This is a genomic window from Paenibacillus nasutitermitis (genome assembly GCF_014641075.1).
GTDB classification, from domain to species: Bacteria; Bacillota; Bacilli; order Paenibacillales; family Paenibacillaceae; genus Paenibacillus_Z; species Paenibacillus_Z nasutitermitis.
Genome location: NZ_BMHP01000004.1, coordinates 646,775 through 672,278, shown reverse-complemented (window position 1 = coordinate 672,278; position 25,504 = coordinate 646,775). Strand labels below are relative to the sequence as shown.

20 protein-coding genes are annotated in these 25,504 nt (G+C 45.3%); 7 read left to right on the top strand and 13 right to left on the bottom strand.

Annotated features, from left to right (window positions below; all coding sequences use genetic code 11):
• Positions 1-78 precede the first annotated feature (78 nt).
• From IEY46_RS27475 to IEY46_RS27445, 7 genes are all read left to right on the top strand, one after another.
• The gene (locus tag IEY46_RS27475; protein ID WP_188997168.1) at positions 79-1,389 is read left to right on the top strand and encodes a helix-turn-helix transcriptional regulator; all 1,311 of its coding nucleotides are present in this window, start codon (positions 79-81) and stop codon (positions 1,387-1,389) included.
• Positions 1,376-2,200 (top strand): WYL domain-containing protein, encoded by an 825-nt coding sequence (locus IEY46_RS27470; RefSeq protein ID WP_188997166.1) that lies wholly within the window; start codon positions 1,376-1,378, stop codon positions 2,198-2,200. Before IEY46_RS27475 ends, IEY46_RS27470 begins: the two co-directional genes overlap by 14 nt.
• Positions 2,201-2,278: 78 nt before the next feature.
• Entirely contained in the window at positions 2,279-2,743 is a 465-nt protein-coding gene (locus tag IEY46_RS27465; protein ID WP_188997164.1) for a CDI toxin immunity protein, read from the top strand.
• Between the two features lie 356 nt (positions 2,744-3,099).
• On the top strand, positions 3,100-3,342 hold the full coding sequence (locus IEY46_RS27460) for a hypothetical protein (protein ID WP_188997162.1): 243 nt from the start codon (positions 3,100-3,102) through the stop codon (positions 3,340-3,342).
• 1 nt (position 3,343) lies between these two features.
• Complete coding sequence (locus tag IEY46_RS27455; protein ID WP_188997160.1) at positions 3,344-3,742, top strand: retropepsin-like aspartic protease; 399 nt, start codon at positions 3,344-3,346, stop codon at positions 3,740-3,742.
• Positions 3,743-3,753: 11 nt separating this feature from the next.
• Entirely contained in the window at positions 3,754-4,221 is a 468-nt protein-coding gene (locus IEY46_RS27450; RefSeq protein WP_188997158.1) for an aminoglycoside phosphotransferase family protein, read from the top strand.
• Between the two features lie 817 nt (positions 4,222-5,038).
• Positions 5,039-5,602: a sugar O-acetyltransferase gene (locus tag IEY46_RS27445; protein ID WP_188997156.1), complete on the top strand. Its 564-nt coding sequence runs from the start codon at positions 5,039-5,041 to the stop codon at positions 5,600-5,602.
• A gap of 485 nt (positions 5,603-6,087) precedes the next feature.
• Here IEY46_RS27445 and IEY46_RS27440 read toward each other — a convergent pair whose 3' ends face one another.
• From IEY46_RS27440 to IEY46_RS27380, 13 genes are all read right to left on the bottom strand, one after another.
• On the bottom strand, positions 6,088-7,266 hold the full coding sequence (locus IEY46_RS27440; RefSeq protein ID WP_188997154.1) for a hypothetical protein: 1,179 nt from the start codon (positions 7,264-7,266) through the stop codon (positions 6,088-6,090).
• Positions 7,267-7,271: 5 nt separating this feature from the next.
• Entirely contained in the window at positions 7,272-8,255 is a 984-nt protein-coding gene (locus IEY46_RS27435; protein ID WP_188997152.1) for a Gfo/Idh/MocA family protein, read from the bottom strand.
• A 31-nt stretch (positions 8,256-8,286) separates the two neighbouring features.
• Positions 8,287-9,489: a PLP-dependent transferase gene (locus IEY46_RS27430; RefSeq protein ID WP_188997150.1), complete on the bottom strand. Its 1,203-nt coding sequence runs from the start codon at positions 9,487-9,489 to the stop codon at positions 8,287-8,289.
• A 12-nt stretch (positions 9,490-9,501) separates the two neighbouring features.
• Entirely contained in the window at positions 9,502-11,094 is a 1,593-nt protein-coding gene (locus tag IEY46_RS27425) for an N-acyl-D-amino-acid deacylase family protein (protein WP_188997148.1), read from the bottom strand.
• Positions 11,091-11,579: a RidA family protein gene (locus tag IEY46_RS27420; RefSeq protein ID WP_188997146.1), complete on the bottom strand. Its 489-nt coding sequence runs from the start codon at positions 11,577-11,579 to the stop codon at positions 11,091-11,093. Before IEY46_RS27420 ends, IEY46_RS27425 begins: the two co-directional genes overlap by 4 nt.
• Positions 11,580-11,600: 21 nt before the next feature.
• Entirely contained in the window at positions 11,601-13,502 is a 1,902-nt protein-coding gene (locus tag IEY46_RS27415) for a DUF4838 domain-containing protein (protein WP_188997144.1), read from the bottom strand.
• A 261-nt stretch (positions 13,503-13,763) separates the two neighbouring features.
• On the bottom strand, positions 13,764-14,126 hold the full coding sequence (locus IEY46_RS27410; RefSeq protein WP_188997250.1) for a phytanoyl-CoA dioxygenase family protein: 363 nt from the start codon (positions 14,124-14,126) through the stop codon (positions 13,764-13,766).
• Between the two features lie 52 nt (positions 14,127-14,178).
• Positions 14,179-14,439, bottom strand: a complete 261-nt coding sequence (locus IEY46_RS27405) for a phytanoyl-CoA dioxygenase family protein (protein ID WP_229750580.1) — start codon at positions 14,437-14,439, stop codon at positions 14,179-14,181.
• 168 nt (positions 14,440-14,607) lie between these two features.
• Positions 14,608-19,650, bottom strand: coding sequence for a galactose-binding domain-containing protein (locus IEY46_RS27400; RefSeq protein ID WP_188997140.1), 5,043 nt, complete (start codon positions 19,648-19,650; stop codon positions 14,608-14,610).
• A 465-nt stretch (positions 19,651-20,115) separates the two neighbouring features.
• A complete protein-coding gene (locus IEY46_RS27395; protein WP_188997138.1) occupies positions 20,116-21,795 on the bottom strand; it encodes a type 2 periplasmic-binding domain-containing protein in 1,680 nt (559 codons plus the stop codon).
• Between the two features lie 108 nt (positions 21,796-21,903).
• On the bottom strand, positions 21,904-22,809 hold the full coding sequence (locus tag IEY46_RS27390) for a carbohydrate ABC transporter permease (protein WP_229750579.1): 906 nt from the start codon (positions 22,807-22,809) through the stop codon (positions 21,904-21,906).
• Positions 22,810-22,845: 36 nt separating this feature from the next.
• Positions 22,846-23,826: an ABC transporter permease gene (locus tag IEY46_RS27385; RefSeq protein ID WP_188997136.1), complete on the bottom strand. Its 981-nt coding sequence runs from the start codon at positions 23,824-23,826 to the stop codon at positions 22,846-22,848.
• Positions 23,827-24,036: 210 nt separating this feature from the next.
• Entirely contained in the window at positions 24,037-25,176 is a 1,140-nt protein-coding gene (locus IEY46_RS27380; protein WP_229750578.1) for an ROK family transcriptional regulator, read from the bottom strand.
• Positions 25,177-25,504: the final 328 nt, after the last annotated feature.

The window sequence follows — 25,504 nt, the reverse complement described above, 5'->3', positions numbered from 1 at the left end:
GCATAAGGTTTTCCATTTCATCCAATTCCCTCCCCTGTTACAATGGAAGAAGATGTTTCATTTGAACGGGGGATACCTTTGGCTAAGGAAAGCTTTGATAAAGAAATTCAATTCCTGCGTATGCTGGTGCTGACAAGCGGGGCGTTCAGCAGACAACAGTTTGCTGAGAGATTGGGTATTTCCGTCCACACCTTCGATAAAACGATTAGACGGCTCAAAGAAGTCGTAAGCTCCTTGCACCAGCATTTGCCGCAGGAACAGAGCAGGGAATTTTCCGAGACCATTCGGTTCAGCTATTATGACTCGACCGATCCACTGCTCTTGTTTTTATTTCGCGCCAAATCCGTAAAGGAATCTGAACGTCAAAGAATCTCGCTGCTTTTGGCTGCGATGAATGAACGGGCTTTGACTGCGATGGAAATCTTGGATATTTGCTGCAGCAGTCTGCCTTCCGATCTTCCTATGCCTGATGAGAAGACCATTCGGTCGGACCTCAAATACCTAGAAGAGGTCGGAGTGATCAGGAGGGAGCCCGGACCTCGCCCCTACCGGTATCACATCCAAGACGACTTGGTCCGGAGCTTATCGGATGAAGAGCTTATCGATTTGTATGATTTTGTGGATGTGATGGCGAACACGCAGGTCCCTTCCGTACACGGCTATCTGCTGCGTGATGGATTGAAAAAACATCTTCTGCGCAATCAAGTCGAGCAGCATGCCGTAGAACCATTTTTATATAAGTATCACTATTACTCGAGGATTTTGGATGAGGCGCATCTGTTTACACTTCTTAATGCCATCCGTCACCGCCGTAAAGTCCGTTTTCTGTACTTCTCACCGAAGTCTGAAAAAAGCTACGCCTCCAAAAACACCAATCCCCTGTTTGAACGGGATACGGAAGGCAAAGCCGAAAAGACACTACCGCTTAAGATCGTCTACGATCATCAATATGGAAGATGGTATTTGCTTTCCCACGGCCGAGAAGGGGTTCGGAAATACCGCATGGAAGGTATCACGCAAATTGAAGAGGAAGAATCCGTTGACGAGGTTTGGTATGAGGAAAAGAAAAACGAGCTTGCCGAAAAAATACGGTACAGTTGGCTGATTGATACTGGTCGGCCATTGACTGTGCGTGCCCGATTTTATAATCCGGAAGGTTCTGAACCGAATTTCGTCAAAGAACGCGTACTGTTGCAGGGGCAGTGGGGACAAATTGTATTCGAAGATGAAGATTCTTTTATTTACGAAATCACAGTAAACGGGATCACCGAAATCAAGCCGTGGCTGCGTAGTTTCGGTTCCAGCTGCGAGGTTCTGGAGCCCGCTTCGTTTCGCCGGGAATTAATTGCCGAATGGAAGGAGATTCAGTCTTACTATGAATCTGTTTGAGAAAATATTTAATCACCAGATCATCTCCCGGTTGGAGGATTCCGGTACTTTTATGGTCACCTCACACGAACGGGCATGGCTGAAGACGTTGCTCGAACTTCCCGCTGCGGCCGATGCTTTCACTGCGGTTACTTTGGACAAGCTGCGTGCAGCCCTCGAGCCGGAGCAGGTTATGGATATTTCCCTCCACTTGATTGAAAAAGCCCGTACGATGGAAAAGCAGGTCTACCACCCGCTCCTGCGATCTTTGCGCCGGCACATGATGAATAAGACGGGCATCCGTATAACCTACGAGATTAAGGGTGGGCGTGTTAACAAGGACCATTCGGGCTTTCCATATAAACTGGAATACTCCTTGGTCAAAAGAGAATGGTATTTGCTCTGGTATCACACCAGGCAACACGCCTTCATGAGCACTAGGCTGAAGAAGATCCATTCCGTCTCAGTAGAATCTATCGAGCCGTCAGCAGCGGAAAGCATTCTAAAGAAGATCGGAAAGATTCTTGAATCCCGTAAATGTGAAGTGGTCATTGAAATTGTCCGTGTGTATAACGCTGAGTTGTCCCGCATCCTTTATGCCTTCTCCAGCTTCGAAAAAAATGTGGAGTACGATACGGAGAACGATACCTATCGAGTCAGGGTTACTCTGCTTGGGGATGAAATGGAGTATTTACTTTCCAAGATTCGTTTTCTGGGGAAGCGGGTTCGAGTGGTCGAGGGCGATTATTTAAAAAAGCGGATGCTCGAATCATCGACGAAGGCTTTGGAGCGCTACGGGGTTATCCCAGCTGATGAAGAATTATCTTCGTAATTCGTTAGAAGAGCAGTATGGAGAACTCCATAAGGGCCAATCAAACAGAACACTAAGATTATTAAGGATGATGATTATATGAAAGACAGGAACGCTCGTAGGTTTAGAATTGAACAGCTTAAGAAGAACATAAAAAGAATTACATCGTATGGAGAATTATTCAACGAATGTATCGCAGTTCTAGATATAAACTCACGCGTTTATAGTCTTGAAAAATCACAAGAATTTGCAGAAAAGATGGTTAACGAATTTAGATTCACTAAATGGGGCCGAGTTGATTGGAACTCTATTTCCCATAAATTATTTATAAAAAATGCTTTGGAGTTAAACATGTATAACCTTGATTTAAACCAAAATTACTTTATTATCTGGAATGAATATAACCTGCCGGTTATAGAAACGACAATTGGAGATGTAATTAAGAATTTTGAAGACATTGTTGCTGTTGGGTTTGACACGTGGGTTATTAATTTTGATGAAGGTATAATTATTGAGAATTATCACGAGGGAGAATTAACAATTGGTAAGAAGGCAAATGAGTAAGCTCAATCAATGAAATGCACCATCACAATCACAATATTAGCCGCCGTTAAATTTCCGGCGACTGGCTATTGGACCTTGTTTTAAGCGGGGCTCAATCCCGCAATAACACTTCTGCGCGGTTTAATGTTTGTTTCGTTCACTCCCTACCCCAACCCCACATAATTCCCAATCATCCAGGCCATCACCTTCATGTTCCTCCCGTGGATACTCCACACTTCGATCCGCTGATAAGTCGCCGCTGCTGACACATCCTGATAAATAAACAAATGACGTGAATAACTCACGCTCACTCAACTTTTCACTCGAAAAATTATGATATAATTAAATATCAAATACCCATTAGCGAGGTGTTTATCATGCAATGGCAAGAAGTTCGGAGCATTTACCCTGATCAATATGTCCTGCTCGAAATTTTGGACTCTCATACAGAAGACAGTGTGCAATATGTTGACGAAGTTGCCCTAATCAAAGCAATCCAAGATCCTGACGAAGCAACCAAGGAACTATTTAAGTGCAGAAACAACAATATCGTCTATCATACAGGTCAGGAAAAAATAGCAATTGAACTTAGAAAAAATCCTTTCTACAGGAGCCGGTAGAATGCAGATTCAATTCATCGATGGTTTGCTGCAAGCTTCCATGACAATCTGCTATAAAGGACAATCATTAACAATTGACAAGCTCATTATTGATACCGGCGCCGCGCATTCCCTTCTATCCTCCGATACCGTCTCAGAGATCGGCATTAAATTCGAAAACGGAGATAAGCTCGTAAGAAGCTTCGGGATCGGCGGAGATGAGTATTCTTTCCGAAAACAGGTAGATCAAATCCAATTAGGCGATTTGGTTATGACGGACATCCCTATTGATTTCGGTATCTTCCATGACGATATTAATTACATTAATGGCCTAATAGGTCTAGATATTTTAAAAAACGGCAACATGATTGTTGACCTGTATCGAATGGAAATTTATCCGGCTCACCTTAATAACGATTAAAATGGGGACGGTTGTTAGCACAGCGTGATTCTTGGCGTGAGTTTAATGAGCGAAGTGTGGAAGGTGCTCGAAATAATTTGGGAAATCTGCTGCCAATTGAGGATTATAATAAAGTAAAATCTCTAATAGAGAGCACTTCAAAGGTTAATAAGAAATACTTATTACATGGTGATACTGGTGTCCATAATTTCGTATTTCATGAATCTACCCTAGCCGGTGTTATCGACCCATCGCCAATGGTTGGACCTGTTATTTATGATTTTACTTATGCATTTTGTTCCTCCCCTGATGACCTGAACCTAGAAACATTATTTGCTACATTCGAATTACTCAATCATGAGCCAATGGAAAAATCAAGGCTTATTGAGGAAGTTATTCTTCAACTTTATTGCAGAATTGGAATCTGCGTTAAAGTCCATCCACATGATTTGAAGGATTACTTAAAGGCATGGGATTATTGGAAAGCTCTCATCCCTTAATTACAAGCAATGGAAAAGTTGCCATGCAAAGAGGTCTATTCTTAACGAAGTTGAACCTCTTTATTGTTTGAGATTCTAGTAACAACAAATTATTCCAGTCACGATAACTGCAAACGTTATTGTAATAATCACGTGATCGCCTAAATCCTAAATGGCGGTCATTTTTTGTTCAAAATCATAATACGATAACAAACCCAATAAAAAAATCGCCTATGATAAGGCGATTTTTTCAACATGTCGTATCCGATAGTTGAACGGAATAGTCGAAAACACATCAATTATGTACGTATCTCTAGGAGGGCAAGTTGTTAGATGAATGTTTTACCTCCAGATTAAAGAATGATTCATGATATACTTGTTGGTAAAAATGTAAAAATTTTATTGGAGGGATCAATCTGAAGCCGTCGGCTAAATACATCACCTTCAGGAGGGGGAACCGGAACGATATCGATTGATTTAGTTTCTGATCGAAAAGCAATTTTACCATCGGAAATCTTCAACATTATGGTTACCATAGGTTCCGATACGCAAAAGGGCGTGAGGTCAATAGGAGTAGATTGGGTCAAAATTCCCATCTCTGTGAACGCTGAGAGTTAGGGTTGAAGCTAGTCTGCCCCGTAAGCTTAAAGCCTGAACTGGTTGTTCCCCCAGGTCGTTACTCATAATATCTCCTGAAATAAAAAGGATTTGTCCGTATCCCTCAGGCCATCACTGTCTCACGATCCCGATAATGCCAATGGCGCAATTTTATAGTTGAATCTTATCATCCCTTATATTAAAATACCTTCGCTGATATGAATACGAGGAGTTGATTGTTATGAACGAAAAAGAAAAATCACATGCTGGTCTGTTATACCAACCTGGCGATCCTGAGCTTGTCGCAGACCGTGCTGATACCGTGAAAAAGCTATACGAATATAACAATATACACCCGCTGGACCGCGAAGCACGACTGGTCGCCATTCGTGGGCTGCTGGGAAAGACCGGAGATAATTGCGTTGTAGAGCAGCCGCTTTTTTGCACTTATGGGTACAATACCACGGTAGGAGACAATTTTTTTCTCAATGTTAACTGCAAGCTCATGGACAGCGGGAAAATTTCAATTGGTAACAACGTATTTATTGCGCCCAACGTCTGCCTTATAACGGAAGAACATGCTATGGATGTAGAGCAACGGTTAGCGGGATTGGAATACACACATCCAGTCCATATTGGTGATAATGTATGGATCTGTGCAGGCGCTATCGTCCTGCCAGGCGTGACAATCGGAGCGAACAGCGTAATTGGGGCCGGCAGTGTCGTTACGAAGGACATTCCTCCAGATAGTTTGGCTGTCGGCAATCCGTGCAAGGTCATCCGCTCTTTGAAAAAAGCCCTTTAGTCAGGCGCCAATCGATGATTCTATCGTTGCCAGAAATATAACATAAACCTTCATGCGGTCTCATCCCGCTCCCTAGCGATATCCGATGGCCAGAATGGCCTCCTCGGATAGTTCCGCCTTGATGATGTCCGCAGAGGTTCGGCTCCTCGTCAAAGTTACTTCCCCTCCCTGCCGCTGCCGCTGCCGCTACAGATGGATGTGTGTGGTAGGACCATGAAGGAAGACGCCCTGGAGAAGACACTGTTAAAGCAGAAGCTCCTCCGCAAAGGACGTCTTTTCATTTTCTCCGTTTTGTTCCCCACTGGTTCCTCAGGAATCCCAGCAAAATTTCGCCCTACTTGTGATAAGGTTCAGCACGGTGTCTGTAATGGCAAGCTTTAGGGCCAATACAGGCTACAAACCTCAGCCCGTTTGCCGTATATCTATATTCTGAATATGTTGAACCATTAAAACAATTCACAAACATAAAATAAACCAGATTTAATTTACATTTCACCATTAAATTGTTTAATCTTCTCTAATGAAGACTTCGACATAAGGCCGTAATTATATAAATGAACATGCTCTATGCCGATTTCATGATATGCTTGCAGATATAAGGGAACTTGTCGGCTGTTAATGGTTTGCGGCGCCAACATCCTTAATCCCGCATGCAGCTTTTCTTCGGAAACAAGCGACTTTACATGCTTGATGAATGCTCTGATTTCATCGACAGTGGCCGGGTAACAAGCAATCCAGCCATCAATGGACAGTTTCAGATCTCCAGGAACCGTCCCGTAATAAGCGGGATTGGCTCCATCCGTTAACCAAAGAATACTATATAATCGCATGGCATTATTTTTTCGCTTAATAATCTGTCCGATTTTTTGCACGATATCATTAACAACGCCGGCCCTCATCTTAAGGTAGCCGTCCAGCTCGTCAGGCGGCCAACAATTACCGGCCGACTCTTGATTCAGAATGCGATCCACACCGATCTTTATCTGATGCTTGAGTTCTGGGACATCCACGCCCTGCCTTGCGGCCAATTCTTCACAGACAGGACAAAAACAAAGACCTAGCATCTGTTCCAGGCTCTGGCGATCATATGTTCCAATGATCTCGTGATGATCGCCGTGCAGACAGCCCATATAGTCAAACGATTCGAGAATGATTCCATTTAGATCGTATTGATCAGCTAGATCGCTGATCATTTGCAGCACATATTGCTGGTTTGCTTCATGTGCCGGACATAGTCCGTGAGAATAATTTTCGTTAAATGCATTTCGTATCGTGTATTCCGGATGAAGTTTTCCCAATCGCGTATTGTGAAATCCGACCACCCAAGCGTTAATGCCGATTCCCAATCTCCTACCATCCCGAATGATACCCGATAGCATATCCTCCCGCTCTATGAAACCATTACTGTTTTGAAACGCCAAATATGCCTCACCAGCAACGGGCCTCAAAATCGGGTATTTTTCCATCCTGGCTCGAAAATATACACTGCCGCCTTCATGATAATAGATTTTTTTCTTCGGATTATGCGGGAGCAGGAATTTGCCGCTGTGATACGCAACGGCAAGGTTTATTTCATCGATGCCCATCGACTTTATATTTTCCAGTGTGCTTCCGATACCTTCATCTAAAATGTCCCAAGGATACATAAACATAGATTTCTTCATCGGAATTACATCCTTTCGAACCGCAATCCTCTGATTTGACGCTCGCACTGCTCGACAATTTCAGCAGCCTTTACGCCTTGATGAACATCCGGAATCTCCTCTTGACTTCCGTTTACATATCTCAGGAATGCATTATTAATTTCTTGATATCCCCAGGAATCAAGCTTGTCGGTTGGATATTCGTGAGTTTCAATATAATCCGATCCATATATATTGATTTTTGATGTTTGAGCCGTTACCATGAGATCATCGATGGCCACATGGATCGTGTTCAGATTATGACCCGGGGTGTCTGCGAAACTGCTGGTTGCGAGATCATGACTACTGATTGTAATCAATTGATTGTGTTTTGTCTTAAAAATGGCTCCGAATGTATCCTCAAGCAAGCTTTCATTCGCTCTATTCCGCAAAGCCGTCACTTTGATATCCACGATCTCTTCTCCGCAAAGGTAATTAACGAGATCAAATACATGGCTTCCCAGACAGACGATAACACCGCCCCCTTCATCCGCGGTACCCGGCCATCCCTCTAGAAAAGGCTCGGAGACGAAAATAATGTTCATCACATTAAACTTCTTGGTTTGTTTCTTCAAAAACCCCTTTAATGCCATCACGCCCGATGAATATCGATGGTTGAATCCTATCATCAATTTCGTATTCCGCTGATCTACCAATTCTGCGGCCCTGCGAGCCTCAACCGCGTTAAGCCCGAGCGGTTTCTCGCAATAAATAGGCTTGTTATGCAAGGATGCCAAGTCGATATATTGAACATGCGAATCATGTCTGGTGCATATATAAACTGCTTGAATATCCGGATCGGCGCACAAGTCCGCCGCAGTAGCATAAACGCGACCTCCGTAAGCCTCGACGAATCGTAACGCCGAAGTCGACACGATATCGAAAGCGCCCCTGATAATCGATCCGGAATTTAGCAAGCATTGCGCATGTATTCTGGCAATGTCCCCGCATCCGATAAATCCGATTTGCATCTATTTCGTCTCCAGTCCCCTAATCGGTTAATTAATTCATCCACTTTTTGTACGTATCATACATAGCGTCCAGTCGTGTTTGCGCCTTGGAGTAGCTTTTACCGCCTTCGGACTGCCCTAGCTGTTTAATGAAATAGCGAATGCGCTGAACGATGAGCTCTTCGTCTCCTTCATCGAGAAAAGAAAAGTCGAACATCAGTACCCCGAGTTGAACAAAATAATCATTTACCTTGATAACCGGGTTGCCGGCAGCAAGTCCTTGATTAAGTGCCCATGCTGTTGGAAGGTTATCGTCCGCTGCGACTCTCAACTCCACTTGAATGGAAGGAGAATGGGGCTTCCTTCCTATTTGAGCGCTTAGCCCGTCGATTGCTTGAATCCGTTCAACAAATTTGGTCGCTTGCTTCAGTTGGACTTGCAGCGCATGATCCGGATTTGCGGACAGATGATATTCGATGGCGGAAATAACACCTGCAATCCCTTCTTTTCCTACCTTCATCGGTCTTCCTATGCCATTTTCCTGCAAGTAGCATGCATACACCAGATCTTTACTCCCGCAGATCAGCCCGGCGGTTGCGCCGCCAAGCCATTTTTGCCCGCTGTATATGACAATGTCCGCCCCCTGGCTAATCAGAGACTTATAGTCGGTACCGTAGGCGGCATCTACAATAACGGGAATGCGCTTCTTTTTGCATATTTCAATGAAGCTCTCCAGGGACAATAAGTTCGGCGGAAACGAGTCTCCGAACAGATAGGTAACGTACACTGCGGCGGCTACCTCGTCGGTAAGACTCGCTTCGAGATGATAGGTCGCGCAATCTATCGATTCCCCGATCTCGACGACCTCTGCGCCGGTCATCCGGATAACTTGATGGATCGGCGCGTCTCCCACTCCGATGATATGGCCCTTCTGAATCACGATTTTATTCTTTCCGCCTCGTACCGTTGGAAGCTCTTTTATGTGCGCCATATCGTCCCCGGTCATCGACGCTGCTACCGCAATGGCAATTCCCGCCGCTGAACAGCCAACGACACAGCCGGCTTCAGCTCCGGTTAAACGAGAAATGGCTTCGCTTGCTTTTTTTTGCAGCTCCCACATCTCCACGGATAGACCGAGCATTTCTTCAATATCCGTTCTTACTCGTTCATGCACTCTGGAGGAACCTAGTGTGGTAGCCGGCCCCCGGGCGTTAATGACTTTGGTGATGCCCATACGGTCATACAAGGTACTCATGTCGTTCACTCCCTATTTCCTGATGGCCGGAACGGCTCTTCCGGCAAAGAGACCCGTCGGCTTTTCTTCCCTTACCGCCGTCACGCCGTTGACGAAAACATAAGAAATGCCCTTGGGAGCAGATCTCGCGCATGAAATCGTCGCCGTATCGGTAACGGTCCGAGGATTAAATATGACAATGTCGGCTGCCTTTCCCGGTGCGAGTACGCCGCGATCCGGCAGTCCGAAGCGGTCGGCCGGCACTTTGGTCATGCGATTAATCATTGTTTCCAATGAAAACCCCTTTTCCCGGGACAACCGCAACAGCTTGGGGAAGGTTCCGTATGCACGCGGATGCGGTGTCTCTCCCAAGTAAATCGCATCGCTTCCCACCATATAGTACGGTCGTGACAGAAGCTCCAAATAATCCGCTTCTAGCCTTTCGACAACACGGGGCTCCGAAGGGGCCTGCCCGCATATCCCCACGGCCAACTTCTCTTCCAGTAGAAGTTCGCACAGCAGACGGGAAGGTTTAATCCCTCTAATGCGTGCGCCTTCTCCAAATGTTTTCCCCAGTAGATCGTCGTTTTTCCCTGAGGGAAGATACGAGAATGTTCCACCTAGCAAGAAATGTTGTTCATGCTCAATCGCTGAAGATAACGCTTCTAGTAGTTCGGGCGTCGCCAACCGCTCAAGTACGCGATCGTACCCTCCCTCGACCGCCCAAGGGGGCAAGTAAATAACTCCTGTGCTGCTGAAGAACGGATAAGGGTACAATTCCAGAGACAGATCGAGCCCGTTGCGATAAGCTTCATCGATTGGCGCCAGCAGTTCGTCCGCACGACCGGCGTTTCGAGCATTAGTGCGAAAATGCGAGAAATGAACTTTGCATTCCGCCCTTCTTCCGATTTCCAGCGCCTCCTGAACCGGATCAAACCGTTCGCCTTGAAAAACCGTCCTTAAGTGAGTAACATAAACTTTATTCTTCTCGGCAACAACTTTCGACAGCTCCACGAGTTCTGTCGTGTCCGAGTAAGAACCGGGATAATAACTCAGTCCGGTTGAAAGGGCTACCGCGCCTTCATCAAGCGAGATGGCCAGTATTTCCTTAGCTTTGTCGAGCATTGCATCGGACAGGGGAACGTTCTGAAAGCCGACCGTTTCCAAGCGAAGTGCTCCATGAGGGACTTGATACACCGTGTTTACGGATACCTTCCCATCGAATTTACTGCGGTACTCTTTCACACTGGACCAATCTAACGGAATTGGGGGAGCTCCATTTAACCCTGCCAAATAGAGATGATACATTCGCAGATTATCCGCGGAAAGCGGAGCGTAGGACAATCCGTCCTGTCCGAGAATTTCCGTTGTCACTCCCTGAAGCAATCCGGCCGCGTGCTGGCGATCCCAAAGCAAATCAAGATCGGAATGTACATGTGTATCGATGAAACCCGGACAAACGATATGTCCGGTCGCATCGATACATTCCTTAGCGCTGTCCTCATCGAATTTTCCGATTCCGGAAATGATACCATCCTTTATCGCAAGATCCGCGACATACGCCATGTTTCCAGTGCCGTCCATAATAGTGCCGTTTCTGATGACAATATCGTACATGAGATTCATTCCTCTTCCTGCTTCAGGCTAAAGATCGCTTCGATCTCTACCGGAATATTATTGGGAAGAACAAAGGTGCCCATCGCGGATCTTGTATGCTTCCCATGCTCTCCGAACAAATCTATCATCAAATCCGAGAATCCATGCATGACCTGGGGTTGTTGGTAAAAATCCGGCGCACTCGATACTAGCCCCAATACTTTAACGATACCATCGATTCTGTCCAAGCTCCCGAGAAACGCCTGTAACTGACCCAAGATTACAATTCCGCATACTCTGGCTGCCTGATATCCTTCTTCGAGCGTCAAATCGCTTCCGACCCTCCCGGTCCACAACGGTACTCCCTTTTCGTCTGTTGGACCGAATCCGGAAGTATAGATCAATCTACCATGTTGTTGTATGGGAATCAGGGCTCTGCCCTGCAATCCGTTCTTGTGGGAGAGCTTAATTCCTAATTGCTCAAGTCTCTGATCAATCAAATTCGGTTTCGACATTTCCCCCTAGCTCCCCTATCCCTAAGCATTCGTAATCTTCTTCAAATCGTTTATAAAATGAATTTGATCGTCGCACAAATGGGAGAGAAAGATGTCGTCTTCGCTTGTGCCGCCGATCCCGGCAGACAGGCTTCGAAGCAACGGTTTCTGTTCCTGCTTTCGCGCAATCGCCCTATTCATGTAATTTTCGTACAATGCCGGGTCCTTGTTCTCCTCGAGAACATAAGCATACCTGCCAAGCATTTGGTAATAGATAGATTCAGCTTCGAATTGCGATATGCGCAACAGCAAAATTTCATCCGCGAGCCATTGCTTTTCCCTCTCGGAAGCTATCCCGACTGCCTCTTCCAGAATCGCCAGACAAGACGCATAAATGTCCACGCTTTCTTCGATTTGCCTAATATGCTTTAATTGGAAGGACTGCCACTGGGGTGGAATATTCCTTAGCCCGTCTTCTAACCCGGTGTAGCCGCAGAAGGTTAGCATGCCATAAGAAGCCTGTTTGATTCGCGCGTGGTAATCGGGCATGAGGGCATGAAGCCCAAGGTAACAATGCTCATAAAACGCGGTCAAACTATCCTCGACCTCATACGCAGTGTTCCACGCGGCTTTAGCATACACATACAAATTCGTTGAATATGCCCACCAACTGTACTGGCCGAACATTAGAGCTGCGGATTTGGTAATCCCCATCGATTTATAATGCCGCAAGTCTTCGACGATCACCTTTGGGATACTGAATTTCATTTTGTTAAACAAAATCATGTCCGCATAATAATCAAATACATAAGTGTTCTCTCCGAATTTCCGCTTTGTTTCCCGAAGCATCCGATTATAATGTCTGTTCAATTCACAGCTTTCATCGCTGAGACTGTGGGCATAGCATCTTTCCCGAGGTGCAAAAAAGCCGCAAACATTGATGCCAGGTTCAACGGCAATGTTGTTAACATCCATGGTATCGTGATACAACAGCATATCGATGCTCATGCTGGGCTTCCACTCCCGCACACCTGCGGCAATGCGGTTGATGACGCTTAATTGTTGGGTGGACGGATGAATATCCTTGCACTGCGGACAGTCGCACCAACTTCCGCCGTTCACATCCGCAAACCAAAGATGGTACAAATCCACCTGGGGATTGTTCGCGATAAGCTCCTGAACGCCGCTGGTCAACATGGCGACGGCCTCATCGCTGGCGCCGCACACATTCCCCGTCGGCAAGCGCTGACCGCCACTCTCTCTGAACAAATGAGGCTTTTGATCGAACAATCCGCGATCCACAAAGTGCTCTACGCCGTGACCGCCGAATTCGTACCGCATCCCCCGCCTTTTTAATTCTTCAATAACGTAGACTTCTTCATCCAACACAGTAGCAGGAGCCTCATGAACATGTAATGAATTTATGCGATTCTTGCCGCACCATTCAATCGTCTCAATCATTTCATTCTTCCAGAGCACAGCTGGTTTTTTGCGCGTATCTTCCGTAAAGGTCCGGAATTCAAAATCAGGATTCTCGATAATGTCTCTTGTTTCCATGACAATATGTTGGACGGACGGAATGTTTTCCCCCGCCTCCCCCGCACAAAACCATCTGCAGCCGAACTGCTCCAGCAAGGCATACACCGCGTATAACACGCCTCTTGGAAGATTGCCAGTCAGGACAAGATCGCGACCAAGGAAACGATGGGCAAAACCATCATAGCGGAGTTGATCGCCATGCAAATCAACAGCGTTTTTTTCCTCGCACCAAGGTACGCATCCGATCCATATGGTCGGCTCTTCGCCGCGTTCGGCTTTAATCGGGAGCTTGCTGCCCGTCATTTTGAATATATACTTCTGCAGTTCAGCTGCGGCGAACAGGGCTGTTTCCTCCTGCTCGACAACAAGCGAAACCGCCGCGTTTCCATTACTGACAATATCCATTTGTATTCCAGCCTCCGTCCATAGTCGTGTTTCCGTCTCTTTGTTTATATTATTTATTTATGATTAATAACTATTAGGAGTGTATAATGAGCCGTTGGGTATGTCAATACATCGGAGTTGCCTATGTCGTTGTTCTGTGATAATTTCCTTATAGAATCCACAGACCTCAAAGGTCCAAGCCGCCTGACAGTGGATTGGACTATCACTAAATCGACATTTTCTCAGCATATTGACATACATGGATTCGTATGCTTCCACCAGTCATATCCAATTCCCTTTTCCATTGAAAAACATATGATCAACTTCCACGTAATGGTTGATCCCCGGAACGGCATCGCCTCTTAACAGGAAAGTGCAAGGCCAGTTCGGCGCTTTAATGCGGGTGCTGATCGGAATATATCGAATCGTCAACCCGCATCGGCGCAGCGGAGAATGGTTCGCTTTGGATCCATGAATGACATTCCGATGGTGCACCGAGACATCGCCGGACTTTAAAATCAAATCCACCGCTTTCGACTCATCGACCAATGCCGGATCCACTTCCGACACGAGTACGTTTTGGACTTGTGTATTGGCCTTCATCTCCTGCTGCTCCCACGTGTGCGTACCCGGGATGACGCGCAGGCATCCATTCTTGGAAAGCTATTCGTCCACCGATAGCCAAGCATGACGACGTTCATTGGTTTCCAGCGGCCGAACTTCCGTCCTGATGCCAGAGTACGGGCTGTCCGTTGTAAGGCGACTTGCTGATGTAATGTGAAGCAAAAAGCAAAGTGTTCGGTCCGATGAACTGTTTGACAATATCGAGCAGCCGGTCATCGCTGATGAAACGAACCCAGAACGGGTCGATCGCAACAAGGTCGTGGGGCATTTGTTTCGGACGTTTGTTCGGGTATTTCTTCATCATCCATTTGATATGTTCTTTGGCTTCCCTCATCAAGTCCGTGTCCAAACATTCCGGAAGGTGGCATATCCGTCTCTGTCGAACTTTTGCCTATGCTCCTCCAACGGCTTGATTCCTCATGTTATTCTCGCCCGCTCCCTTTACAATCGCCGTTCAGCCTCCGTTGACGGAAGTGAACGGCGACAGTCCCTATGTGACCGTTCAATAGTTGATATTGTTGCTAAGAACAGCCCCGGCTCCTGCGTTATTGACAATATTCACGGAACCGTTCCCCATGCTGCCCGTTATGCTTGATCCTGTTACCCCCGACGAAATTGTCAATTGCGGACCAGAACCTCCAGGGTAAGACATATATACACCGTTCCAAGCTGTCGTACCGCCGGTCACTTCACTCGGTGCGTTTTTTATTTTAACTCCCCTTAATACGGAGTGCCCGCCTGTAATTTTAACTCCTTTAAGGGATGAAAAACCCGCAGCAACATTAAATAATTTAACGGTGCCGCTATTAATCTCAATATCTGGTTGTGCATTATCCGGCCATCCGTTAGCCGTAACAGCATTAATTACCTTTACACCATTCGTTCCCGTTGCCGCAAATTTGAAACCAGCGGTTCCGTTGTCGGATGTACTATTAATAAGCACGGCATTAGCCCCATCACCATTCTGGGACGCAAAATAAAAACCGTATCTTCCGGAATAGGCGAATGCGCCCAATATATGCTCATTGCCTACATCGCCAATCCAGTATTGCGTTGTATTATTTTGCATGTAAGTGTAGAGGAGATACCAACATTCGTTGAACCAGGCTGCAACACCGGGCAATGTCGTCCTGAGCCATGCGGTTCCGTTAAATAGCGTGTCCTCTATCCATCCTTCGGTGCTGTTTCCTACAGCGATTGCATTTTCTAGAACAGTACCGTAGACGTTCCCGATATAATGATTATTGGTCCGATTGGTTCCATAACCGAAATCGATTCCCTTATAAGCATTGACGAAAGATGTATTCATGACATAAACGCCGGAGGAATTTCCCCTTATCGTCCATGGGTATGGAATATACGGCGTTATAATGTGTGATGGTTGATTGGGATAATAAAAGGTAACCCCATTTATGCCTGAGTTGGCTCCATTTAATGTAACAAATGCGGTATCCATATCGGGTGTGGAAGTGTTATGTCCTTCGTACGCATAAAGTACGGTCCCCATTGCTTCTACCATATGTGAAAATTGATCGCTGCCTCTCAATTCCACATTAGCAGGAACCGTCAAATGCGTAGCCACCTTGTATTTGCCCCCGGGAAGATATACCGTACCTCCTCCTGCGGATCCGGCTGCATTCAATGCATTTTGAATAGCAGCGGTATCATCTGTCACGCCATCCGCTTTAGCTCCGTAAGATGCCTTCACATTATAAAAGTTATTGTTTGGAGGTTTCGGCATGGCGCTTTTAAACGTATGACCTGTTACGCCATGGTTCTCAAAGCTATAGCCGGTATCCTGCCTTTTGACATCGCCGCTGCTTGTATTCGTAAGGAAAAAGCTTGAACTGCCGTTGATCGTATTGCCTAACAATGCCGCGCTCTTTACCGATCCCGTCAAGTTTATGCCTTTCTTGGTGGATGTCAGCACTGGACTGAAGGTAGAACCTTCAACGATCAACGATCCATTGTTGGCCGTGACGGCATACGTGCCGCTCCAGTCATCGAACGTACAGTTCTGAAAATTAGCCTGAGCATTGTTCGGCATATCTACAGCTTTGCTTGCTCCTCCGCCAATAATGCTGTCCATGAAGTAAACCGGCTCCGAGTTATTAGTGTTAATTTGTATGGCAATCGGGTTTTTTCCTTGATTCGCTTTAAATGTACTATTAGAAAAATGAGCACCATTTTCTGCTTGAACTGAATCTACTTTTAATGCGATGTTGCTATTTTGAATATCAATCCCAAAAAGTGACCCTCCGAACGTCCCACGGACTCCACTCGTTAAAATCATGCCCACGTTATAATCATAGAAAGTCATATTATAAAAGGTTGCCAGGTCGGTGTCGCCAATTTCAACCCCTGTCCCATTGGCTCTAGTATATGTATCCAGTGTGCTTCTGCTTGGCGGATTAAAGCCTGCTGGCGCTCCGGACCAATAAGAATTTATAAACTTCACATCCGTTACTCTTCCGACATCGGCAGAATTATAAATACGCATGGCCGTATGAAGCGCTGTGCCTTTTACATTTCGAATATAGTAGCTTTCCCCGATCGAGGTTCGGGGATCGGTTGAACGGAAAATGCTGATGCCTTTGTACGAATTTAATAAGGTTACGTTCATAATATTCGGATGAGAGAAGCCTTCGGAATAAGGAGCTCCACTGTAATTGGCGCCTGGAGCCTCAATCGTGTAAGGATACGGCACCGGGCTTGAAGCCGATTGGCTGGGATAATAAACGGTGACCCCCATCAATCCGGAATTGCTGTTCAATCGGATTAACCCGGGTACGTCCTGTGCATTGCTTTCCACATAAGCTTTCAATACTGTCCCATAGTTCGTCCCTGTGTCGGGATCTTGCCAATCGCCTCTCAAGGTAACGTGATTGGGTATCGTGATCGTGTCCGATATGCGATAAGTTCCGCTTGGAAGCCATACCACCCCGCCTCCGAAGGCATAGCAATCATCCAGCGCCTTTTGAATCGCGTAAGTGGCATCGTTCGTACCCGTATTATCGGCACTGTAGGGAGATTCAGTCACATCGTATGAAGCGATTACAACATCACTCGTCGAATAAACGGGACTGATCACTCTTGGATTAGGCGCTTTGTTGAAAGGCCTGCCATACACTTTCAGTTCGTTTATTCTTGCCTCATTGTCTCCGCCGCTTTGGGTCCCTGCAGTTACGTTTACCTTGACATACCTCGCAGTAGGATAGGTTGCATAGCTGAGATCAGTAGCTGGATCGGTATTGCCCGTTATTGTACTGAGATCCGTATAAGTCGAATCATCATCGCTGATTTGAATTTTAAAGTCCTTTGTATTGTTTACGCTTGATTCCCAATTGGTACCGGCATGCTGAACAACTATGCGATTGATGACATGCTTTGACCCTAAATCGACCTTCATCCACTGTGTTCCCGTCCCCAAAGAACGCCATTGGGAACCGATATTATTATCCGCCGCTTTGCTTGCGTCTCTTCCGGTATCATTGGAACTGGAGGAAGTCGTTTTACTGAGGGATATCGGCACTTGCGTTTCGCTCAAGTCACCGTACAACTGGATTTCCCGTATTCTTACGTCGCCGTCGCCCCCCGGCTGACCGGCGTTTGTAATATAGAGTCTGAAATACCTGCCTTTAGCGCTTATATTCCGATCCGTCGACCCAACTGTATTTCCGGTTACGTTGTCAACATCTGTAAAGTTTGTCCCGTCATTACTCACCTGCAGCTTGAAATCCCGGGTATTATAAACTGCGGAATCTCCGTCTGATGAAGCATGCTTGACCACCCATCTGTTTACTTGATAGGTATCTCCAAGATCGATTCGCAACCAATTCGGAGATGACGCTGTCGTATACCAATATTCATTTGTCAGACCATTAACCGCTTTATCCGGTCCGGATGACAAATTATCGTAAGAATCGGCGGTGGCAGGCTTGTATAAGGATATAGGGTTGTCTTGCACACTATTGTTCTGAGTACCGTATATTTCAAATTCCTTTATTCTCGCCGCATCCCCGAAGCCGGTTTGAGTTCCATGCGTAATATGAATTCTCGCATATTTGGCTTGCACATTAACAGTTCTATCTGTTATACCCGCAGTATTTTCCGTGACTGAATCCACATCAGTATAATTCACTCCATCACTGCTAACCTGTAACGTAAAATCTTTTGTATTATAGTTCGCCGAGAGTCCTCCTGATGACGAAGCATGATATACAACCCATCTCTTGATGGTCATGGAACCACGCAGCGGTCCTCCCGCGGTTAAATCCCCAGAATCCTGATACCAACTGTCAGAAATATCTCCGTCCGAAATATAGTTCGGATTCGAACCTCCTGCATACCATACTGAGTTACTCAAATAATAGTTTTGCGTATCCACGGACGACATATTTTGATACGACACCATACTGCTTCCGTCATTCACGTTTTGATTGACATCCGATGACGTCTTGTAGATCGTCTTTCTCACATTTCCGCTGCCATCCGTAACGACAACATTCGAAATCCATACAATATAAGACTCGTTCGGTACATCGCTCTCACCAAATATATAGGAACGCGAAAGACTCTTTCCCACCCAACCGGACGGGACTGCAATTTTTCGATGATACCAGTTCTTGTATGCATAAGCTACAACATCCGCGGCTGGATGGATAGAAACCCCGTTTTGATCCACTGCTGCGGTATCTTTGAACCAAGAACCGTCGCTTGCATACAAATCAAGCCCCCCGCTGGAAGTGGCAAATGTATCCTGTTTAATGTCGAACTCAATATAATCGCCGGATTGAAAGGTGTAAGCCGTATTTGAAAAACGCATCGCCACGAGGTGGTTGCCAGAACTACCGTCATTGGTGGCCATTAATCGGATGCCTTCTTTGTTGTCACTGATCTCGTTATTTATGGGCAAGGTTACCATTTTGTAATACGATGTCAGCGCATTGAACGCATTGGTATTCAAGAGCATGTCCGAGCTGTTTTTAAATACGACCTTTCTCGTCGTTCCGTTTCCATCTGTAATCAGGATATTGTCGTAAGAAGCGACAGTTGTTGTAAGAGCATTATCGTTCTCGCTCGCAATCAGCCATTGCGAAGCGACTTTCCCGACCCTTGAAGACGGAACGGGTATCTTCCGATGGTACCAGTTTTGATAAGCTATCGGCGATAGATTGGAGCCAGGGTGCATCGAGATCCCATTCTGATCCGGCGATTGAGTGTCCCGAAAATTCAATCCATCACTCGTTATAATATCAATTCCGCCAATGCCGAAAAGCCGCTGATCGATCTTCACATCGTACTCGATAAAGTCACCGGCCTGAAAAGTATAGGAAGCATTCGAAAATTGCTGGTATGAATAGTGATTCCCTGCATTCCCGTCATTCTGTACGACAAACTTCAATACTTCTCCCTTCTGTCCATCGTTATTGACCACGGCTCCGAAATCGGCATGAGCCACCGGCAACGTGCCGTACATCGGCGGAAAAAACATGAGAAGCGCAGTACACACACAAATAATTAACTGCCATTTTCTTTTCAACATGTTTTCATTTCCCCTTTGGGTTAATTTGGGAGATTCGGATAATCGCTAACCATTCACACCATCTGTCAGCGCCTCGACAAAATATTTCTGAAATCGTAGGTAAAGTAAAACGAGCGGAATGGAAATGATCAAGATAGCGGCAAACATATAGTTTTAAACCACGATGTAAGTCCACTTAAACTCCAGCAACCCCAGGGGAATCTTAAAAAGATCTTTATCTTTGAGCAGAATCAACGGTCCCAACAGACCGTTCTAATTGCTCATGAAAGCGAAAATGCCTAAAGTTGTGGGAAGCGTCCTCAAAAAACCTAGTCCATAGTCTGGTATTCGACTTACTTGTTTCCTTCTACTTCTTTCTTAGGACGATCCAGGCATTTCAACATGGAGAAATGCCCGGCAACGGTACGTTATGAAGATTCAATATTCGCGGTTGCCGGGCTTTCAAAAACCTTTAGGGCTTACATCTTATGAATTTGTGGTCTTTTGGACAAATTCGCTGTATTTTTGTTTGGCTTTGTTGTACTCTGCGGTCATATATTCCTCTAACTTGGGTAGTCCCGTTTTTTTCATGTCTTCCAGCATTTCGTTATACACTTCATCCACTTGCTCTTTTGTTTTGGCTGTAATCATTTTGGGCTCGTACCGCAATATGATTTGATTTATCTTTGTTTGGATAACCCCCTCATCCGATCCGCTCTTTGGATTGGTGAAGTTGATAAACATGTCCTGCGAAATGTAAGGTTTCATCGCTTTAAGAAAGGTGACAGATGTGGCGTATTTCGGATCGGAGTTCGCTATGGATGCATTCACAATCCCCTCTCTATATCCTGATGCTCCAAAATTCCACAATCCGTAGTTAGGCCCTACGCCTGCCTGTTGAATGGTTTTTTGCTGGAAAGATTCAGGGCGTTTGAGAAGGCCATCCTCGGTCAGTGTGTAATGGACACCTTCAATTCCCCATTGTGCCAAAGAGTCGCCTTCGGGACTTTTCAGAAATTCAAAATATTTGATTGCTCTTGCAGGATCGGGGCAACTTTTGGTGATATACAGATTAGACCATCCACCAGAGGGAACGATCCGCTTCATCTTCATCTCGCCGTTAACCGTCGGAGGGGTGTTCAATGGAGTCCATTTCCCTTTGATATTATTCGTATCGAAAAATTTATTCTGCTCGTCGGAGAATGAGGCGTTGTATGATGCCGCAAATACTTTCCCGCTTCTGACTACTTCCAAAAATTGTTCGTACTTATAGGACATATATTCTTTAGGAATTAAACCGTTTCTGTACAACTCATTCATATATTCGTAGTACGCCACTGCCCCCGGCTCAGCAAGACCTATCGTGACTTTATCCCCAATCGATTTGGGCGTAGATTGGAATCCCATGTACTCCATAAAAGGTATCCAATTGGGAAGGTAAGGAATCATGTCCGGATATTTTTCTTTCACCATCTTGAATACGTTAATAATATCGTCCAATGTTTTCATCGGTGGATTTCCCAATTCATTATAGATGTCCTGTCTGAAATGAAGCGTCGCCATTCCAGGCCCCGGGACATTTTTAGGATCGTTAAATTCCGCTTCACTGGTGTAATGCGATCTTATCCGATAAAAATGTCCATCCTCGGACGTATTGAGAAATACCTGTTCCGGGTCTAGCAGTTGCATGAATTCAGGCGCATATTTTTCGATCAGTTCATCGTAAGCAAACGAAACTTTAGGATCTTCAAAATACTTTTCGAAAGCCGGATTTGCGGTATATACCAAACATGGCAGTTCATTCGAAGCGATCATAACTTGCAATTGATTTTCGTCCGAGGCTTTCGTGATATCGAGAGTCATGCCTGTCCGTTTCGTGATCTCCTGGGACACCTCATCATTTCCCCAACTGTCCATAGGCCACCAAGTGTAATCCATATATGCGGTCATGGAAGTTGGTGTCGTATCTTTTTTCCACGACAGGTTCGGAGAGTCCCACGTGACATTTTCGTCAATGGGCTGCGAGCTAGAACCGACAGTTTCGGAAGTTCCGCTCGCTTCACCACTGCCGGAAGCTTCCGTATTGTTGTTCGATTGAGTGCAGGCTGCAAGCATTAAGGACACGATCAAAAACATTGCCAGTACCAATGTCTTTTTTTGTCTCATATAAATCCTCCCTTTTAATGATTGATTATGGTTGCGATTACATAAATGATGACGCGATTAAAGGCAACTTCCTTCTCTATAGACTCCCCTCCTTCCATAATTGGAGATTCATTCTTTTACGGAACCAAGCATGATCCCTTTCACGAAATATTTTTGCAAGAAAGGGTATACACAAACAATCGGTACAATTACGATCACCATCGCAGCCATCCGGATCGTTTGGGCCGTATAAGAATAAGTTGCATAGGTGGCGGATCTTCCACCGTCCATTTGGCCGGAACCACCGCCCGAAGTGAAATTCACCTTGTTGTTCAGATCCATCAACCAGAAGGAGATGGTTTTTAGACTCTTATCCGAAGTATAGTAAGCAGCGTCAAACCAAGAATTCCAATGTCCCACAGCAGTAAATAATGCTATCGTTGCAAATATCGGCGCAGATAAGGGGAGCACCAGCTTGTAAAAGATCCTCAAGTGCGCGGCTCCGTCAATGCGCGCAGATTCGATCAATGATTCCGGGATCTCGCGGAAAAATGACATCATTAGAAGTACATTAAAGGAACCGATCAACCCTGGAATGATGTACACCCAAAAGGTATTGATGAGGTACAAGCTTTTCAATAAAAAGAAGAATGGGATAAGTCCTCCCGAAAAATACATCGATACGATAATGACGGCCATATAAAACTTCTTGAAGTATAAATTTTTATAGGTCAGACTGTACGCAAACAAACCTGTGCAAAAAACGGAGACGATCGTGCCTATAATCGTTCTCGCGATCGTAACGATAAATCCCCTCATCAATTGATCGTTCGCGAATACAACTTCGTAGTTTTCCAAAGAGAATTTGCGCGGCGCCAAATAGATCGCGCCTTTGGTTGCATCAATTCCTTCATTAAAGGAAATGATCAACGAATAGTAAAAGGGATAAATCGTCGCCACGCATAATACGAGCAATACCGAATAGACAAGACCATCCACGAAAATATCCTCAAGACCCATCTTTCTCCTAACCATGTCTATATCCCACCTTCGAATTCTTGGAAGTATCGATTAAAATAAGCCGGTCCCGCTAGATCTTTTTGCGAGATAATTGCTCGTGTATACCAAGATCAGTGAGAAAAGTGATTCCAATAATCCGATTGCCGCAGCATAGGAAAACCTCCCGGCCTTTAATCCCATCTCCAACGTGTAAGTTTGTAAAATGACGGAGACATCGTATACCATTCTATTGTTAGAGCCTCCTAGCAAATAGGACTGCTCAAAGTTAGAGCCTCCCAACCCTCCGCCGAGCATGTTGCCCAAACATAGAATCAAAACGACGACCGTTGTTCCTTTCATGGCCGGTAGCGTAATGTGCCAAATTCTGCGAATCCGGCCCGCACCGTCGACAGTGGCCGCTTCGTGCAAAGTTGGATCAATGCCCGCAATGCTGGCCAAAAACAAGATAGTCCACCAGCCTGCGTTTTTCCAAACATCGCTAAGCACAAGGATCGTCCGAAAGTATCGGGGTTCGGACAAAAAAGCAATGGGCTGATCGATCACGCCTACAAAAAAAAGCAATTGATTAAGCAAGCCGTCCTGTACATTCAAGAAGGCGAACAGCATTCCCGACACGACCACCCATGAGATAAAGTAGGGTAAGTAACTGACGGTTTGGGAGAATCTTTTTAATTTTTGATTCTTTACTTCATTTAAGATGATGGCAAGGAGGATCGGGATCGGAAACGATATAATAATTTTCAACGAACTAAGCAACAACGTATTCTTAACGACCGGCCAGAACATCGGATCATTGAAAAATTCGTTAAAGTACTTCAATCCTACCCATTCGCTATTAATGATGCCCATGATACCCGGTGCAAGTTGATAGTTCTTGAAAGCGATCACAATTCCGAGCATTGGTATGTAGCTGAAAACCAGAAAAAACAAGATCCCCAGAATCGCAACCAACTGTACGGACGCCTGCGCCTTTAATTTTTGCCAAGTGATCGGATACGCGTATTTCTTTGATTTCGCAATGTTTTTCTCCATAGTACAGATCCTCTCTAGCATTATTGAATAATCTTTAGTAGTTATTTATTAATCATTAATAATTAAATAAAGTATACTCTTACCATTCTCCATTTGTCAACAGCCTCTCGTCTATGCTCTTCCACTGATCGATCAAAAAAACCGGAGGCTTGCCTCAGGTCCTTTTGGTTCGACAGTTTTCGGAAATTTCCCATTCATGCGCCGAACAGGTTATTGAACGGCAAAGAAATTGTGCAAGATGCGGTACGCCGCGCAGTAGGCTACCGAAGTATCGTCCAGGCGCAATCTTCTATACTCCACAGTATCGTACTTTAAGTTATTGCAAAATTCCCTGGACACGCCTACCAGGTACTCAAATAGATCATGGTTATCGTTAAACATTCGGCCGCTGACCATGAAACAGTCCGGATTGAACAACTGCACTAACTGTCCTGCCATGACGCCAAGTTTGCGGCAAGATTCTTTCGCGATTTCCATGATTTGCAGATTTCTCTTTTGCAATGCGTCGTAAACTTTACCGATATCGATTTCTTGAATCTGTTCGACTCCCAGATCGTTCAGAAGCCCTGAACCGGGATTTCTGCGAACAAGCTCCTTCACTTTCTCTACAATACTATTTTCGCTTTCCGCATTCTCGAAGCATTCAATATTACCAGACATGCCCTCGCTGCCCCGATAAAGTTTCCCATCGATAATGATCCCAAGCCCGATGCCGGATCTGATTCCCAAACATAAAACATTCTTGGCTTCATTCACGTCTTCTCTGGACGGATCTTGTCCCAACGCCAGCAAGTTGATATCGTTATCCACGAAGGTATCGATCAGAAATTCCGACTTTATTGTATCGGCAATGCGAAAGCCTTTCAGCAGCCTCATTCGGGATGCCCCTTTGATGGTTCCTTGATTGGCGTCAATCAAAGCGGAAACCCCCACGCCTATTCCCTGTATCGTTGAAGAATCTACCTTACTGTTTTTCATTAAAGTTTGGATGGCGGATTTCAATTTGTTTGCGAACTCTTCTTGGGTCGTATAATCTGGTTCACTAAAAATCTTGGCGACAATTTCGCCATCCAAGTTCAGTATTAACCCTTGGATTCCATCTACGCTAACATCGATTCCGATAAAGTGCTTGCTGGTCGAATTTAATTTATAGAGGTCCGGACTAGGCCCACCGTTTCTGCTTGTCGGTCCCTTGCCGCAAAACACGATCAGATTATCCTGTAATAATTCGTTAATGATGTTGGAAACTGTGGGAGGTTTTAAGCCGATAATTCTGCATAATTGAATTCTCGAGATTTCCTTCTCTTTCCTGATCGTGTTTAGTACGATTCTTTTGTTCAAATCCCTCATTGAAGCGGGTCTTCCAGCCTTAATTTGATCCATCATCATCCCTCGACTTTCTTAGAATATAGCGATATTAACAAGCATAGGAACGCAAGGTTGATTATTTACTATAAATAAATATACTTTATATTGCCTCACATGGACAGTCAAGTTACCCTCTTCGGTTAGAATTATTTTGAGTTGACACGGTCCCCTTCCTATCAATAAGCTCAACTTTAAAGCATCCAGGTGCGAAATCCTCCACTTCCGGAAGTTGGCTGTACTTTGCTCCTGTTTTAGTAACTTTCATTGACCGACACCTCTTTAGGTTCAGCCCTTCCCTAAGGTTGTCGAC